The organism is Rhodanobacter sp. A1T4 (assembly GCF_014207185.1).
Taxonomy (GTDB): domain Bacteria; phylum Pseudomonadota; class Gammaproteobacteria; order Xanthomonadales; family Rhodanobacteraceae; genus Rhodanobacter.
The window spans coordinates 24651-41034 of record NZ_JACHCP010000012.1; the positions used below are offsets into that span (position 1 = coordinate 24651).

Annotated in this window: 16 protein-coding genes; 4 read left to right on the forward strand and 12 right to left on the reverse strand. The window is 61.9% G+C overall.

Going from position 1 to position 16384, the window contains the following annotated elements; genetic code table 11:
- Positions 1-110 precede the first annotated feature (110 nt).
- Both HDE80_RS20215 and HDE80_RS20220 read left to right on the forward strand, forming a co-directional pair.
- Positions 111-1271 (forward strand): glycosyltransferase family 1 protein, encoded by a 1161-nt coding sequence (locus HDE80_RS20215; RefSeq protein ID WP_184673868.1) that lies wholly within the window; start codon positions 111-113, stop codon positions 1269-1271.
- Positions 1240-1827 carry a phosphatase PAP2 family protein gene (locus HDE80_RS20220; RefSeq protein ID WP_184673870.1) on the forward strand — a complete coding sequence of 196 codons (588 nt, stop codon included), beginning with the start codon at positions 1240-1242 and terminating at the stop codon, positions 1825-1827. The genes HDE80_RS20215 and HDE80_RS20220 overlap by 32 nt, the downstream gene beginning before the upstream one ends.
- A 277-nt stretch (positions 1828-2104) precedes the next feature.
- Here HDE80_RS20220 and accD read toward each other — a convergent pair whose 3' ends face one another.
- The 3 genes from accD to trpB are packed head-to-tail and all read right to left on the reverse strand — an operon-like array spanning position 2105 to position 5029.
- The gene (gene accD, locus HDE80_RS20225) at positions 2105-2974 is read right to left on the reverse strand and encodes an acetyl-CoA carboxylase, carboxyltransferase subunit beta (protein ID WP_184673872.1); all 870 of its coding nucleotides are present in this window, start codon (positions 2972-2974) and stop codon (positions 2105-2107) included.
- Positions 2975-3020: 46 nt separating this feature from the next.
- On the reverse strand, positions 3021-3821 hold the full coding sequence (gene trpA / locus HDE80_RS20230; protein ID WP_184673873.1) for a tryptophan synthase subunit alpha: 801 nt from the start codon (positions 3819-3821) through the stop codon (positions 3021-3023).
- Entirely contained in the window at positions 3818-5029 is a 1212-nt protein-coding gene (gene trpB / locus HDE80_RS20235) for a tryptophan synthase subunit beta (protein ID WP_184603234.1), read from the reverse strand. The genes trpA and trpB overlap by 4 nt, the downstream gene beginning before the upstream one ends.
- Positions 5030-5156: 127 nt before the next feature.
- On the opposite strand from trpB, the gene HDE80_RS20240 reads away from it, so the two are divergent.
- Positions 5157-6068 carry a LysR family transcriptional regulator gene (locus HDE80_RS20240; protein ID WP_184673875.1) on the forward strand — a complete coding sequence of 304 codons (912 nt, stop codon included), beginning with the start codon at positions 5157-5159 and terminating at the stop codon, positions 6066-6068.
- Here HDE80_RS20240 and HDE80_RS20245 read toward each other — a convergent pair.
- The 9 genes from HDE80_RS20245 to prmB form a co-directional block, all read right to left on the reverse strand.
- On the reverse strand, positions 6055-6687 hold the full coding sequence (locus tag HDE80_RS20245; protein ID WP_184673877.1) for a phosphoribosylanthranilate isomerase: 633 nt from the start codon (positions 6685-6687) through the stop codon (positions 6055-6057). The two genes, HDE80_RS20240 and HDE80_RS20245, sit on opposite strands and share 14 nt — an antisense overlap.
- Entirely contained in the window at positions 6684-7481 is a 798-nt protein-coding gene (gene truA / locus HDE80_RS20250) for a tRNA pseudouridine(38-40) synthase TruA (RefSeq protein ID WP_184673879.1), read from the reverse strand. Before truA ends, HDE80_RS20245 begins: the two co-directional genes overlap by 4 nt.
- Positions 7482-7641: 160 nt before the next feature.
- Positions 7642-10026, reverse strand: a complete 2385-nt coding sequence (locus tag HDE80_RS20255) for a FimV/HubP family polar landmark protein (protein ID WP_184673882.1) — start codon at positions 10024-10026, stop codon at positions 7642-7644.
- Positions 10027-10193: 167 nt separating this feature from the next.
- Positions 10194-10517, reverse strand: a complete 324-nt coding sequence (locus tag HDE80_RS22295; RefSeq protein ID WP_255484023.1) for a hypothetical protein — start codon at positions 10515-10517, stop codon at positions 10194-10196.
- The gene (locus HDE80_RS20265) at positions 10517-11548 is read right to left on the reverse strand and encodes an aspartate-semialdehyde dehydrogenase (protein ID WP_184673884.1); all 1032 of its coding nucleotides are present in this window, start codon (positions 11546-11548) and stop codon (positions 10517-10519) included. Before HDE80_RS20265 ends, HDE80_RS22295 begins: the two co-directional genes overlap by 1 nt.
- Before the next feature lie 128 nt (positions 11549-11676).
- Positions 11677-12672: a D-glycerate dehydrogenase gene (locus HDE80_RS20270; protein ID WP_184673886.1), complete on the reverse strand. Its 996-nt coding sequence runs from the start codon at positions 12670-12672 to the stop codon at positions 11677-11679.
- A 52-nt stretch (positions 12673-12724) separates the two neighbouring features.
- Complete coding sequence (aroC, locus tag HDE80_RS20275) at positions 12725-13813, reverse strand: chorismate synthase (protein WP_184603255.1); 1089 nt, start codon at positions 13811-13813, stop codon at positions 12725-12727.
- 32 nt (positions 13814-13845) lie between these two features.
- A complete protein-coding gene (locus HDE80_RS20280; RefSeq protein ID WP_184673888.1) occupies positions 13846-14409 on the reverse strand; it encodes a GNAT family protein in 564 nt (187 codons plus the stop codon).
- Positions 14410-14436: 27 nt separating this feature from the next.
- Positions 14437-15360: a 50S ribosomal protein L3 N(5)-glutamine methyltransferase gene (gene prmB / locus HDE80_RS20285; protein WP_184673890.1), complete on the reverse strand. Its 924-nt coding sequence runs from the start codon at positions 15358-15360 to the stop codon at positions 14437-14439.
- A gap of 82 nt (positions 15361-15442) precedes the next feature.
- Here prmB and asd point away from each other — a divergent pair, with 82 nt between their 5' ends.
- Entirely contained in the window at positions 15443-16279 is an 837-nt protein-coding gene (asd, locus tag HDE80_RS20290; RefSeq protein WP_184673892.1) for an archaetidylserine decarboxylase, read from the forward strand.
- Positions 16280-16384 lie beyond the last annotated feature (105 nt).

A 16384-nucleotide genomic window follows, 5' to 3' on the forward strand; every position in this document is an offset into this window, starting at 1 on the left:
CCGAAAAACATCGCTGTTGCCCTGCACTACAGTCACCACAGCGTCATCAACCCGCCACGCTGTCGCAACGCGATCCAACGATGCTGGGTCAACACAGTAGGGGTACGCTCATGCGCATCGGCATCGTCAGCGAAACCTATCCACCGGAAATCAATGGCGTCGCGCTGACCGTGCACAGCCTCGCCGCCGGTCTCGCCGCCCGCGGTCATAGCGTCGACTTGGTCCGCCCGCGCCAACAGCAGCCGCATACCGACGAAGCCGGCATCGACGTACTGAGTGTGCGTGGCGGTGCCCTACCCCGATACCCTGGCCTGCGTTTCGGCCTGCCTGCTGGTCGCACCTTGCGCCAGCATTGGTCGGAGCAGCGACCCGATGCCATCTATGTCGCCACCGAAGGTCCGCTCGGCTGGTCGGCGATGCGCACAGCGAGGCAGATGGGCATTCCCCTGAGCAGTGGATTCCATACGCGTTTCGACAGCTACGCCGACCACTACGGCGTAGGCTTGCTGACCCCGCTGGTACGCGGCTATCTGCGACGTTTTCATCGTCGCGCTGGCGCCACACTGGTGCCGACCGAAGCACTGGCTGACGAACTGCATGCGATGGGCGTCGATAATGCGCGCTTGCTGCGACGTGCTGTCGATACGCAGCTGTTCCATCCGTGCTACCGCGACGAAGCATTGCGCGCCAGCTGGGGTGTCGATGCGTCCACGCCGGCAGTTCTTTACGTCGGTCGTATCGCCGCAGAGAAAAATCTCGCCCTGATGGTGCAGGCCTTTCGCGCTATCCAGCAGCAGGTGCCGCAGGCGCGGTATGTCTGGGTAGGTGACGGCCCAGAGCGCGCGGCGCTGCAATCGGCCAATCCGGATTTCATCTTCGCCGGCGTGCAGCGCGGTGATGCGCTGGCCCGACACTACGCCAGCGCGGATCTGTTTCCGTTTTCAAGCCTTAGCGAAACCTTTGGCAATGTGATTCTGGAAGCACTGGCTGCCGGCCTACCCGTGGTCGCCTATGCCGAAGGTGCCGCACGTGAACATCTGATCGATGGCGTCAACGGATATCGCATCGAGTCGGGCAACGCCCAGGCTTTCATCGATGCAGCGACCAAGCTGGGCAGCAATCCCGCCCTGATCCGGCATATGGGACGCGCTGCACATGCGGGCATGTCCGGCCTCTCGCCGGATGCCGTGATCCGGGACTTCGAAAACCTGTTGCGTGATCTGGCCGAGGAGAGAACTCATGAATCTGCTGCCGTCGTTTCGCACGCCTGAACTCAGCCCTGAACTCAACATGGGTCCGCGCTTTGCGCTGGATGGTCGAGTGTGTATCGCCGCCAATCGTTGGGGTGCAAGGCGGGCAGTAGGTCTTTTTTTCGGCGCTATCAGCCGACTGGGCGATGGCCTGTTCTGGTATGCGCTGATGGCCATGCTGGCTGTCATCGGCGGCGAGCGAGGACGTCTCGCTGCGCTGCACATGGCGCTTACCGGGCTCACCGCATTGCTGCTGTATCGATTGCTGAAACGCTGGACGCGTCGACCGCGTCCATACCGGGTGTGTCCTGGGGTGATCGCGCATGTCCCACCGCTGGACGAATTCAGCTTCCCATCCGGCCACACGCTGCAAGCGGTGAGTTTCAGTATCGTGGCGATCAGCTGGTTTCCATCGCTGGCACCGCTGCTGGTCAGTTTCACCGTGCTGATCGCCGCTTCGCGAGTTATCCTCGGTCTGCATTACCCCAGCGACGTGCTGGCGGCCATCGGCATCGGTTGCGGTCTTGGCACCGCTTCGTTGTATCTGATGCCGTGGTTAACCATGGTGGTGGCTTGAGTGTTCGTTGTGCCGGTCAACGCCGCTCTGATCAATACTTCCGCACGCCGTCATAAGTCTCTTTGAAGTCAGACAGATAGCATGGTTGTCCACAGGCTTTAAGCATCGTGCTCCACAATCGCTGTGGAAAACTTCTTCAAAGCACGCTGCGCGAACCTGGACAAAACTTGCGCATCGCGTAGCAAGTGCTTGATGGATAAACCACAAAGTCGGCTTGTCCACAGGCTTTACCGCAAGCCTTCCACAATCGCTGTGGAAAACTCGCGGCTATCGACGATCAAGCCGCGCGAGGCATGCTGGAAAGAATGCCAAGCAGACCGGCCAGCTTGTCGCGCATCTCGCGACGGTCGACGATCATGTCGATGGCGCCATGGTCGACCAGGAACTCCGAACGCTGAAAACCTTCCGGCAGCGTTTCACGCACCGTCTGCTCGATCACACGTGGACCGGCGAAGCCGATCAACGCCTTCGGCTCACCGATATTGATGTCGCCCAACATGCCGAAGCTGGCGGATACGCCGCCGGTGGTCGGATCAGTCAGTACCGAGATAAACGGCACGCCGGCATCGCGCAAACGCGCTAGCACAGCGGCAGCCTTGGCCATCTGCATCAGCGAGAACAGTCCTTCCTGCATGCGCATGCCGCCGCTGGCGGCAAAACACACCAAAGGCGCGCGCTCTTTCAGTGCAAGCTCGCCTGCACGCGCAAATTTTTCGCCACCGACCGAACCCATCGAGCCGCCGATAAACGCGTATTCGAAAGCGCAGGCGACCGTTGGCCGGGCCTTCAACATGCCACGCATGACGAGCAGCGAATCTTTTTCGCCAGTTTTTTTCTGCATGGCGACGATGCGATCACGATACTTTTTGGTATCGCGAAATTTCAGCGGGTCGGTGGGCTCCATGCTCGCCCAGAGTTCTTCGCCAGAACCTTCATCGAATAGAGCCTGCAAGCGCGTGCGGGCCTCGATATAACCATGGTGACCGCACTTGGGGCAGACCATCAGGTTCAGCTCGAGCTCGGGCCGATACAGCACGCTGCCGCAACCGCCACATTTTTCCCACACGCCTTCAGGCACCGAACCCTTGCCGGCATTCGGCTGCGACTTGCGGGTTCGCGGGTTCATGATTTTTTGCAGCCAGTTCATCGCAACACCTCAAACGTTCCTGACCCGAAACGGCCAGGAAACCGTTTCAGTGTGTATCGAGCGCGGCGCGAATCGGTTGCAGGAAACCATGCACACGGTGGGCGATGTCATCCGCTTCCGTGGCCCCCGCCAACCGCTCGACCAGCGCGCTGCCTATCACTACCGCATCGGCAAACGCGGCGATGGCCTTGGCGCTTTGCGCATCGCGCACCCCGAAGCCTACCGCCACCGGCGCCTCGGCACGAGCCCGGATATCCGCCACGCGGGCGGCAATATCCCCGGTACTCAAGTGACCCGCACCAGTGATGCCAGCAAACGACACATAGTACAGGAAACCCTCGGCCATCCCGCATAACCGCGCCATACGCTCGGGTGCGGTGGTCGGCGCCGCCAACAGGATCTGCTGCAAGCCCGCCGCCTTGAGCGGTGCCAACACGGCGGACTCTTCGAGCGGGCAATCGACCAGCAGAACGCCGTCCACACCGGCGGCAACGGCCTCCTGCGCGAAGCGCGAATAGCCGTGAATCTCCACCGGATTGAGATATCCCATCAGCACCACCGGCGTATCGGCATCGCGCTGGCGGAAGGCGGCGACCCAGGCCAGCACGTCCGCCAGTCCCACACCCTTGGCAATGGCTCGCTCGCTGGCGTGTTGGATCACCGGGCCATCGGCCATTGGATCGGAAAACGGCACGCCCAACTCGATCAGATCGGCACCGACATCGACCAGGGCGTGCATCAACGCTACCGTGTGCTGGGGAGCAGGATCACCGGCGGTGACGAAGGGAATCAGGCCAGTACGGCCAGCGGCTTTCAGCGCAGCGAAACGACGATCGATCCGGCTCATACCTGCACTCCTTCGCGGGCAGCGATCGTATGCACATCCTTGTCACCGCGACCGGACAAGTTGCACAGCACCAGCCGATCCTTCGGCATCTCGCGGGCCAGCTTCACCGCCTGCGCCACGGCGTGGCTGGACTCCAATGCGGCGAGGATGCCCTCGGTGCGCGCCAGCAGATGGAACGCCTCCAGCGCCTCGTCATCGGTCACGCCGACGTACTCGGCGCGGCCGGCATCCTTGAGAAAGGCGTGCTCGGGACCGACCCCGGGATAGTCGAGCCCGGCAGAGACCGAATGCGTCTCGGTGATCTGGCCGTTGTCGTCGCACAGTACATAAGTACGGTTACCGTGTAACACGCCCGGGCGGCCCGCGGCCAGCGAGGCGGCGTGGTGTCCCGTCTCGATACCCTCGCCTGCCGCCTCCGCCCCCACGATGCGCACATCGGCGTCGTTGAGGAAGGCGTGGAACAGGCCAATTGCGTTAGAACCGCCACCGACGCAAGCGGTCAGCACATCAGGCAGACGGCCGTACTGCTCTAGCATCTGCTCGCGCGCCTCACGGCCCACGATCGCGTTGAAGTCGCGCACCATCATCGGATACGGATGCGGACCAGCCACGGTGCCGATGATGTAGAAGGTGTCGGCCACATTGGTGACCCAGTCGCGCATCGCTTCATTCAGCGCGTCCTTCAAGGTCTTCGAGCCGGACGTCACCGGCACCACCTCAGCACCGAGCAGTTTCATGCGGTAGACGTTGATCTTCTGTCGCTCGATATCCACTGCGCCCATGTACACCACGCACTTCAAGCCGAAGCGCGCCGCCACGGTGGCGCTGGCCACGCCGTGCTGGCCGGCGCCGGTCTCGGCGATGATGCGCGGCTTGCCCATGCGCTTGGCGACCAGGGCTTGGCCGATGGTGTTGTTGATCTTGTGCGCGCCGGTGTGATTGAGATCTTCGCGCTTGAGCAGGATCTGCGCGCCACCGACGTGTTTCGACAACCGTTCGGCGTGGTAGATAGGACTGGGACGGCCCACGTAGTACTTGAGGTCGCGGTCCAACTCGGCGATGAAGTCCGGATCTTCGCGCAGGCGCAGGTAGGCCTCAGTCAACTCAGCCAGCGGTGCCATCAGGGTCTCGGCGACATAGCTGCCGCCGTAATTGCCAAAGCGCCCGTGCTCATCAGGCCAGCGGTGGTAGTCCTGGGGAATCGTCATGCGGGTTTCCTGTGCGAAAAGCTGTTATCGAGCTGATGCCATCAATGAGGCGGGCGAGCCCTAAGTTATCGCGAACGAAGCATCCGGAAAAGCGATAAGATCGCTACTACATGTCAGGAAAACTCACATGAAGACCATCCGCGACCTGCCACCACTGAATGCCTTGCGGGCCTTCGAGGCCACCGCCAGGCTGGAAAGCGTGAGCCGCGCTGCGCAGGAGCTGCATGTCACGCACGGCGCGGTCAGCCGACAGCTTCACGCCCTGGAGGACGCTGTTGGCCAGCCCTTGTTCGTCCGCCAGGGTCGTGGACTCGGCCTGACCTCGGCCGGTGAGCAACTGCGCGACAACGCCACCGATGCCTTCGAGCGCTTGCGGGAAGGCTGGGCCAGCCTGCGCCGTGGAAGCGAACAGGCACCCTTTGTGCTGGCCTGCCCTGGCAGCCTGCTGGCCCGTTGGGTGATACCCCGCCTCGATCAGCTCGGTCGCGACCTGCCTGAGTTGAAACTGCATCTGGCCGCCCAGGAAGAACCCTTCTCGCCCGCTTTGAACAGTTTGGGCGCCGCACTGATGCTGGCCAGCCCCCCGTTCCCTGTTGCCTGGCAGGTGTACGAACTGGCGCCAGAGTGGATCGGTCCGGTGGTCAGCCCCCGCTATGCCGGCATGGTACCTCTACAGACGCAGCCTTCAAGCGTGCTGCAACAGGAACTGCTGTTACACACCACCTCACGCCCCCAGGCTTGGCCGGACTGGGCTCAAGCCGAAGGCATCGCGTTCGATTCGCTGCATTACGGCCAGGGCTTCGCCCATCTTTACTATCTGCTGGAAGCCGCAGTAGCTGGGCTCGGCGTCGCCATCGCACCACGGCAACTGGTCGCCGACGATCTCGTCGCCGGTCGTCTGCTCGCGCCCTGGGGTTTTCAGCAGACCACAGCATCGTGGATTCTCGCCGTGCCACGGCGGGGCAATGACAAGCGCCTCGACGCTCTGGCTGGCTGGTTACGCCAGGCCCTGGCCAGCGACCGGCCTAGCTTGCCGTAGAAGTCCCTTGGCGTATGGCCTGAATAAAGGCCCGGAGCTTGATGGCGTCCTTGATGCCCGGTGCCGATTCGACACCGCTGGCGACATCCACCGCCCACGGCCGCGCGATACGCACAGCCTCCGCCACATTGTCCGGAGTGAGACCGCCCGCGAGAATCAGCGGCTGTGCCAGATCCTTCGGCATCAGCATCCAATCGAAGAGCTTGCCGCTGCCCCCAGCCTCGCCAAGCCCATGGCCATCCAGCAACAAGCCGGCAGCGCCGGGATAGTCACGCAGACGCGGCAGCGCTGCCGCACCCGCACCCATCGCAATAGCCTTCAGGTAACGGCGCCCGAATTGCCCACACCAGGCATCGTGCTCGTCACCGTGGAACTGCAACAGCTCGGGCTGCACCGCGGCAATGACGTCTTCCACATAGGCCGCCTCGTCATCCATGAACAAGGCCACGGCATCGACGAACGGCGGCAACGCCTGACGTATCGCTTTCGCCTGGGCGATCGACGACACGCAGCGTTTGCTGCGCGAGGTAAACACCAGGCCGATCGCGTCTGCCCCGAGAGCCGCGGCAAGTAGCGCATCTTCTACGCGGGTCATGCCGCAGCATTTGATGCGCGTCATGAGGCAACCTCGATCAAGCGTGGTTCGGGCAAACAGACTTCGGCCGGCAAACCCCAGTGGACGGGATAACGCGGCCCCAGAAAGGTAAGACCGGATGCCGGTGCCGTTGGGCCGGCCAGGTGACGATCGCAGCCAGCCAGCAGCTCGGCCATCCATGCCACCGGCTTTTCGCCACGGCCAATGAGCAGCAATGAACCCACAATATTCCGCACCATGTGATGCAGAAATGCATTCGCCTCGATATCGACAAACAACTGTTCGCCTTCACGTCGCACGCTCACCTCCAGCACCGTGCGGCGCGGATGCGCGGCCTGGCACGACAGTGCGCGAAACGCGCTGAAGTCGTGCTCGCCGCACAATCCCTGCGCGGCCTTGTGCATCAATTCGGCATCGAGTGGCAGACGCTCCCAGGTCACATAGCGTGCATCCAGCGCCGCGCGCACCGGTCGATTGAGGATGTGATAACGGTAACGCCGGCTGCGCGCGGCATAGCGTGCGTGGAACTCTTCCGCCACCGGTTGCGCCCAAAGCACCGCCACGCTGCCAGGCAAATTGGAAGACACGCCTAGCATCCAGCCACGCATATCACGCCGCGCCTCGGTATCGAAGTGCACGACCTGGCAGCGACCGTGCACGCCGGCATCCGTGCGCCCCGCGCAGCTGATCTCGACCGGATGGGCGGCGACCTTTGATAGCGCCCGCTCCACACTTGCCTGGACACTGGCATCGGTTTTCAGCCGCTGCCAGCCGCAGAAGTCGGTGCCGTCGTATTCGATGCCAAGGGCGATGCGCATGACGTTCGGTACAAGCTCGATATAATGACGGACAAGATTAGCAGGTCGCTCCTGCGCATCCTGCGCTCGCGACACTGGACCATCCCTGGTCGGCGGCCACCAATAAAGTCGGGCCGGCAAAGGCCGGCCCGACAGTGAGTGCCTTGCCTATCGCGAAAGATCAGCCCAGCGTTTCCAGCAAGCGCTTGGCGACATCCTGCTGAATCTGCGTACCTTCCTTGATCACTTCATCGAGCATGGCGCGAGCACCGTCGGCATCGCCCATGTCGACATAGGCACGCGCCAGATCGAGTTTGGTATCGACCGGATCATCGTTGAAATCATCCAGGCCATCATGACTGCTGCCGGCGTGCGCGCTGTCCCTGTGAGCCGCAACCGGCTCCTCGAACTGCCAGCTTGAGCCTGGTTTGACCGGAGCCACTGAAGAAAGCTCGGCATGCGAATCCGACGCACTGGGCGGAACAACCGGCTTGCCGGTTTCCGGCTCGCCACCAGGCGGGTTCACGCGATCCGGCGTAGTCAAATCGAAATTGAAATGGTACTCACTGACCGTCTTGGAAGATGGCAATGGTGGCATCGCCGGCGGGACTTTGGCCGCAGGCGCCTCAACTTCAGGCAGTGCTGCATCAGACGCATAGTGATCGAGATCGAACGCACGACGCGCTTCATTCATTTCGTGCGGCGGCAACTCGACGTGGTGATCGAACAACGGATGGCCCGGCGCGAGATCCTCGCCCATGTGCAGAACGTCCTGCCATTCATCCTGATCGGTATCGGTGATATGCGCATGCATCGCTTCGGCAGCCGCTTCGAAATGATCGACATCGCGACGCGAGTAATACAGCGTGACCAGCTCCAGATGCAGGCCGATATCGTCAGGATGTTCGGCCAACTGGTCCAGCAGCTCGTTCTGATCGATGTCACTCGGGTCGTGTCCGATCGACTCCGAGCCGAAACGGTCAGCGAGCGAGGACGATGATTGCCCGATCGGGGAGGATGCCTTGCGCCGGCGACCCAGCAAGGCCAGCAGGATCAACAGCACAATCGCACCAGCGCCTGCAGCCCACGCCCAAGTCTGGGTATACCAAGGCTCGTCGTTTACTACGGGCGCAGGGCTCGGCTTGATCACCGGTACGGGCTTGACTGCCACGGGAGCGCTGGCTGCAACCACTGGCGTCGCGGTCGATTTCACGGAGCTTGATGCGACCGGGGCAGCAGCAGGAGTGGACGCCGCCGAGACCGGTGCCGCAGCCGTGCCGGCAGCAGCCACCGTCGTCGTGGCTACCGGCTTCGTCGCCGGAGTTGCCGCTACGGCCGGAGCACTCGCGGCAGCCGCGATAACGGGCGCTGACTGTGCCGGCAAACCCGCCGCCTTGCGCGCGGCGGCAAGCTTGTTCTGCAGATCGGCTATCTCGCTGTCCTTGAGGGACAACAGATGCTCGTTCTTGCTGTTGATATCGTTCAAATCCTGCAGGCGCGTTTTCAGATCCGTGCTCTGCTGCTGGGCGCTGGCCAGGCTTTCTTGCGTGCGTTGCAGATCCTGACGCAAGCCGGACGTCGATTTATCGCCCTTGCCACCCGCCTTGCCACCCTGGTCGGCCGAACCCTGCTGATCACTGGCGGATACGAGTGCCAGACGATCGGCTGTACTGTTTGCCGTCGAGGTCGGTGCACTGGACGAACGCGTTGCCGCATCTGCCACGGCAGTGGATTTGCCGACCCTGCCGGCACGCCAGTCGCTGTTCTGCCGCTGCACTTCGGCAATGGCGGCGGCAGCAGCTAGCGTCTGTGCCTCGGAAGTGGTGGGAATACGCAAAATGGCGCCGCGCTTTAGCGCATTGATATTGTCGCGATAGAACGCATCCGGATTGGCCTGTTTCAGCGCGATCAGCATCTGGTTCATGCTCACGCCGGAGCCCGGCGCCGTGCTGCGCGCAATCGCCGACAACGTTTGCCCGCTCTCGACCGGGCCATACTTGCCCTTGTCGGCGGTGGCTGAGGCCGACTGTGTTTTCGGTTCGGCTGCAGGGCGCCTCGGTCGGGGGGCTGCAGTTTCAGTTGTCGAAGATGTCGCGGCAGTGCTGCGCGCCGGATGGCTTGACGCCAAATGCGTTGATGGCTGGGATGCTGCAGCCACCGTACTGCCGGGCTGTGAATTGGGTGGATCAAGCAGAATGGCAAACTCGCGAACGCTTTTGCCCGCGTGGCCATCCACTTCGATCAACAGATCGAGATAGGGGTCGTTCACCGCCACCGTGCTGGTAATGCGGATGACCGATCGGCCGCCGTTGGTGACGACGCTGAAACTCAGCGGCACGGTAGGTCGCCCACCCACGATGCCAGCCCGGGCAAAGTCCTCATTCGAGGCCAGTTGCGCAGTCAGCCCCTTCAAATCCGCCGGAGTGGCAGCATTGATCGGGATTTCAGCCAGCAGTGGCTGCCACAACGCCGATTTGACCTGGATCTGACCCATGTCCAGCGCCAGCACCTGGCTACTACCCAGCGCCAGCGCCACCAGCATCGACAACTTCAACGAACGATTCATTGCGTGTTCCCCCGAACGACTCTTAACGCCACTAGATTAAAGTCGCCATCGCGGCGGCGAACGCTCCAGACGCGGAGCCACTTTAGTTACATGCATGCCAATCAACAATAGCTGAAACGACCACTTGCAGTACATTCCTGTAGTTCGTTCTCGCTCTACAGCACACTTCAGCGATGTCCAACCGCCGGTTTTGTGTGCAACGCCTGCAACTCCTGCTGCATTTTGGCAATGGTTTGATCCTGCTGCTGCAGGCGTTGACTGGCTTGCTTGCTGTCCGATTCCTGCTTCGCCACCGTGTCCTGCAACTGCCTGACCTGGGCCTGCTGCTGCTCAAGCTGCTGTTTGGCCTGTGCCAACGACGCCTGCGTTGCTGCGGCAGAATGGGTCTGGTGCGCCTGCCCCTGACCGCCGCCAGCCCAGGCGGCGGACGAAACCATCAGCAAAACCAGACCAGCGACTTTCCAATCGCGCACTCCGACCACACCTGCCATCACAGGTAATCCTCGATCAACTTTTCGGCAATCTGCACGGCGTTGAGTGCCGCACCCTTGCGGATATTGTCCGAGACAATCCATAGATCCAGGCCGCGTTCGTGCGAAATATCCTCGCGGATACGCCCGACGTATACGGCGTCGTTGCCGGCGGCCTCCCCCACCGGCGTCGGATAACCGCCCGGCTTGCGCTCGTCCATCAACACCACACCTTCGGCCTGTTGCAACAGTTCACGCGCCTGCTCGGCGGTGATCTTGTCGGTCGTCTCGATATGCACCGCCTCGGAGTGACCGTAGAACACCGGCACGCGAACCGCGGTCGGATTGACCTGGATCGACTCATCTTCCAGAATTTTACGGGTCTCCCAGACCAGCTTCATTTCTTCCTTGGTGTAACCATTCGGCTGAAACTCGTCGATCTGCGGGATGACATTGAACGCGATCTGTGCCGGGAATTTCTTGCCCGGGTCGACGCTTTGGAAATTCAGCAGCGCAGCGGTCTGCCGGCCAAGCTCCTCCATGCCCTGACGACCGGCACCTGACACCGACTGGTACGTCGCCACGTTGATCCGCTCGATCTGCACCGCACGATGAATCGGTGCCAGCGCCACCAGCATCTGCATGGTCGAGCAGTTGGGGTTAGCTATGATGCCGCGGCGCGTGTAGTCAGCAATGGCATGCGGATTGACCTCGCTGATCACCAGCGGCACGTCATCGTCGTAGCGAAACTCCGAAGTATTGTCGATCACCACGGCACCGGCCGCTGCCGCACGTGGCGCGTGCTCGCGGCTGACCGAACCGCCGGCCGAGAAGAACGCGATATCGACCCCCGCGAAATCGTAGGTATCGAGCAGCTGAACCGTCACCTCTTGGCCTGCATACGTGACTTTGCCACCGGCAGATCGCTCACTCGCCAAGGGCACCAGCTCGCTGACCGGAAAATCACGGCTGGCCAGAATCGCCAGCAACGTTTCACCGACGGCGCCCGTCGCACCGACCATTGCCACTTTGTAACTGCTCTTTTTACTCACTGATCTTTTACCTGCGATTCCAGTTCACGAGAGGTTCGATATAAAAATTGATGGCCGACAAAACGCAGATCCATCCAAACCGTCGTCGCAGAATATACGAGTGGGCGTTTGGACGGCTACGTGTCCCATCACTTTCCCAGCACTTCGGCATTGATCGGGCTTGGTGGATGTCCTGCCTGCAGTCCGTGGCCTAGCGCCGCGATCAGATTGTCGGCTGCCAGTGTGGCCATTGCGTGGCGCGTTTCTTCGGTCGCGCTGCCAAGATGCGGGCTGAGCACGGCATTCTCGAGCGCCAGTAAATCGGGGTGCACCGCCGGCTCACCTTCGAATACGTCCAGCCCCGCAGCCGCCAGTCGGCCCTCACGCAGCGCTGCGGCCAGCGCCACATCATCGACGATGCCACCGCGCGCGATGTTTACCAGCACGGCTTGCGGTTTCATCAGCGCCAGCTCCAGGGCACCGATAACGTGCCGGTTTTCCGAAGTGAATGGCAGCACCAGGATCAGATGATCGGACTCACGCAACAGCGTGGACTTTTCAACATATCGCGCCTTGCAGGCTTCCTCGATATCGGCCGGCAGGCGATGACGGTTGTGATAAATCACCGGCATACCAAAGCCCCCCGCACGTCGCGCAATCGCTTGACCGATCCGGCCCATGCCGAGGATGCCCAACGTCTTGCCGTGTACGTCGACACCAAGCCAATCGTCAAAGCGCATGCCATTCCACTGCCCCGCGCGCAGCCAGCGTTCGGCTGCACCGACGCGACGCGAGGCGGCCAGCATCAATGCCCAGGCGTAATCGGCCACGCTCTCGTCGAGCACCCCGGGTGTATTGCACGCAAGCACGCCAGACTGAGTCAGCGCGGGAATATCCAGATTGTTGTAACCAACGCCCAGGTTGGCGATGGCCTTCAATCGCCGATTGCCGTCGAGCACCGAGGCATCCACGCGATCGCTACCACCCACTATGGCACCATCGAAATCGGCAAGCGTGCCTTTCAGCTGTTCGGCCGAGCGTTTCTGGTCGACCGTCTCTGCCACGACGTCGAAATATTGTTCGAGCCTGGTCACGATATCGGGGAAAAGTGGCCGAGATATCCACACGCGTTGCCGCTTGCTCATCCAGCAAATGCCTCCTCAATAGCCCTTCGACCCATAAAAATTCCCGACCGCATCAGGGAATCCTGGGCTCGACCGTACCGACATCTCCGCACTGCGCGCGATGACGCAGCGCATGATCGATCAGCACCAGTGCCATCATCGCCTCGGCGATCGGCGTGGCACGGATGCCGACACAGGGATCATGGCGACCCTTGGTCACGACCTCGGTTGCTTCACCTGCTGTGTTCACGCTGTGACCGGGAATCAGGATGCTTGAGGTCGGCTTCAGAACGATCGATGCTGTCACCGGCTGCCCGCTGCTGATGCCGCCGAGAATGCCACCCGCGTGATTGGACGTAAAGCCGTCCATACGCATCTCATCGCGATGCTCGCTGCCGCGCTGATTCACGGCGGCGAAGCCGTCACCAATCTCTACTCCCTTAACCGCGTTGATCGACATCAGCGCGCTGGCCAGATCGCTGTCGAGCTTGCCGTAGATCGGCTCGCCCCAGCCCGGGGGCACGCCATCGGCCACCACGTTCACACGCGCGCCGACCGAGTCACCGGACTTGCGCAGCGCGTTGATAAACATCTCCAGCTCGGCAACCTGCGCGGCATCGGGCCAGAAGAAGGGATTCTGCTCCACCGCGTCCCAATCGAAAGCCCTCGGCGTGATCTCGCCGATCTGGGCCAGATAGCCGCGCACGCGCACGCCATAACGCTCGGCCAGCCATTTCTTGGCGATCACGCCCGCAGCTACCCGCATTGTGGTCTCGCGCGCGGAAGAACGACCGCCGCCGCGCGGATCACGGATACCGTACTTCTGCCAATAGGTGTAGTCGGCGTGACCTGGACGAAACGTCTGCGCGATATCGCCGTAATCCTTGCTGCGCTGATCGGTATTGCGAATCAGCAGCCCAATCGGCGTGCCGGTAGTCTTGCCCTCGTAGACGCCGGACAGGATTTCCACGTCGTCCGCCTCGTGTCGCTGCGAGGTATAGCGGCTCTTGCCAGTGGCGCGCCGATCCAGATCGCGGCGAAACTCTTCCACCCCGATCGGCAGCCCAGGGGGGCAGCCGTCGATTACACAGCCTATCGCCGGCCCGTGACTTTCGCCAAAGGTGGTGACAGTAAAAATCTTGCCGAAGGAGTTGCTGGACATGGCGCCTGGATGCCGTTGAAAACCGTGACAGCTTAACCGCGATGAGGTTTTGCTGTGCAGCAGGCCTGCCACTCCCGATCGAGCATGGCGTAGATCACATCATCGGCCCACTCGCCATCCATGCGCAGGCTTTCACGAAAATGCGCTTCCTTGCGCATGCCGACACCCTCGAGCAGCTTGATACTGGCGTGATTGCGCGGGTCAACCGAACCAAACACGCGATGCTTGTGCAAACCGTCGAAGACGAAGCCCAACACGGCATTCAGTGCCTCGGTCGCAATGCCTCGCTTCTGATAAGCAGGCGACAGGCTGATACCCAGTTCGACAGCTGCCTCGGCATCAGCCACGAAATGCAAGCCAACATCACCAATCAGCTCGTCGGTACGGCTCCATCGGATAGCCCGCTGGAACCAGGTTCCCGGTGTATCCGGCGCAACCGCGTGACAGGCCTCGATAAAGCGACGCGCGTCGTCCACGAATGCTGGCCGCCAGCCCTGGTAACGACTGACCTCGGGATCGGCGCGATAGCGAAACAGCACCTCGGCATCTTCGCGGCGCAGCCCGTCGAGCCGCAGTCGTGTCGTAGTCAGCTGCATTGCCGTCGCCTGCCAGTTGCCGGCAGATCAACCAGGACGTCGATCCGCCGCCGCACGAATCGCACCGGCGTGCTCGAGCAGATCGCGCCGTTCGATCGCAAATACGCCCATCGCGCCAACCTTGAACTCGATCCACACAAAGGGAACTTCCGGCAGCAAAGCGGATAACGCGTGCTCACTCTCGCCCACCTCAACGATCAGCAAGCCATCGTCGGTGAGGTAGTCAGCCGCCTCATTGAGCATGCGCAAACAGAGGTCGAGACCGTCTTCGCCGGAGGTCAAGCCGAGCTTCGGCTCATGCCGGTACTCGCCCGGCAACGCGGTGTATTCGTCCTCGGTGACATACGGTGGATTGGAGACGATCAGGCTATAGCGTTGGCCTTTGATGCCGGCAAAGAGATCGGACTGGATCGCATTGACGCGGCCTTCCAGGTGCTGGAACACGATATTTTCCCGCGCCAGCGACAGCGCGTCCTCGCTGATGTCGACGATGTCGACCTGCCACTCCGGGTTGTACTCTGCCATCGCGATGCCAATGCAGCCCGAGCCGGTGCACAGATCCAGCGCGCGCTCGATGTGGCGATCGTCCAGCCACGGCGCAAAGCGCGACTCGATCAGCTCGGCGATCGGTGAACGTGGCACCAGCGCCCGGCGATCGCTCTTGAACTTCAGTCCCGCAAACCAGGTTTCGCCAACCAGATAAGCCACCGGCAAACGCTCATTGATGCGGCGGTCGATCAACGCCAATACGTTTTCGCGCTCGTCCCTGGTCAGGCGGCCGGCCCCGTAAGCCGGGGGAATGTCCGGCGGCAGATGCAGACTGGCCAGCACCAGGTGCGTGGCTTCGTCAATCGGGTTGTCATGGCTGTGCCCGAAGGTAAGCCCGGCGGCCGAGAAGCGACTTGCGCCATAGCGGATGAAGTCGATGATCGAGGCAAGTTCGGCAGTCACGGAGAATCCTGGGCATACGCGGTCAAGGGCGGGCAGTATAAAGCCAGCGACCCGGATCGCCCGGCTTGCTTATACTGGAGGGATGACCTTCAAAATCGTCCTCCAGTATGTGCTGCCCCACCGCGCGCTGTCGCGAGTGGTTTATTGGGCTACGCGCTGGACGTTTGCGCCGTGGAAGAACTGGCTGATCAGCACCATCGTGCGCAATTACCAGGTCAACATGACCGAGGCGGTGCAGTCCGATCCGTCGGCGTACCAACACTTCAATGCCTTCTTTACCCGCAAGCTGCGCGCCGACGCGCGGCTTGCGGATGCCGACCCAGCCACCCTGCTCTGCCCAGCCGACGGCCGCATCAGCCAGTCCGGCGACATCGTCGAAGGACGGATCTTTCAGGCCAAGGGCCACGACTACACCGCCGCCGAGCTGCTGGGTGACGAAGCCGCCGCCGCGCCTTATCGCAACGGTCGCTTCGTCAACGTCTACCTCTCACCGCGCGACTACCATCGCGTGCACATGCCGCTGGCCGGGCGCCTGAAGGAGACCGTACACGTGCCGGGTCGCATTTTCAGCGTGGCGCCATTCGCGGTGGAAGCGATCCCCCGGCTATTTGCGCGCAACGAGCGGCTGGTTTGCCATTTCGAAGGTGAGCATGGTCCGTTCGTGTTGGTGATGGTCGGTGCGATTCTGGTGTCATCGGTGGCCACAGTGTGGGATGGCCTAGTGATTCCGCCCTATGCGTCATCGATCCGCCGCAAGTCGTTCGAGGGCCAGGACATCACGCTGGAACGTTTCGCCGAGATGGCCCGTTTCAATATGGGCTCCACGGTGATCCTGTTGATGCCGGAAGGCATGGCGACACTGGATACCCTGCAACACCAGCAACCGGTGCAGGTTGGCCAGCGGATCGGCTCCTGCTGAAATCGTCCACGCGCGTATGCAAGATCCTGCTGCCAAATCCAGCCACTCATCGCGTGATGACGCAATACGTCATTTTGTGACGTTCTAGGCGCAATCGCGTATAGT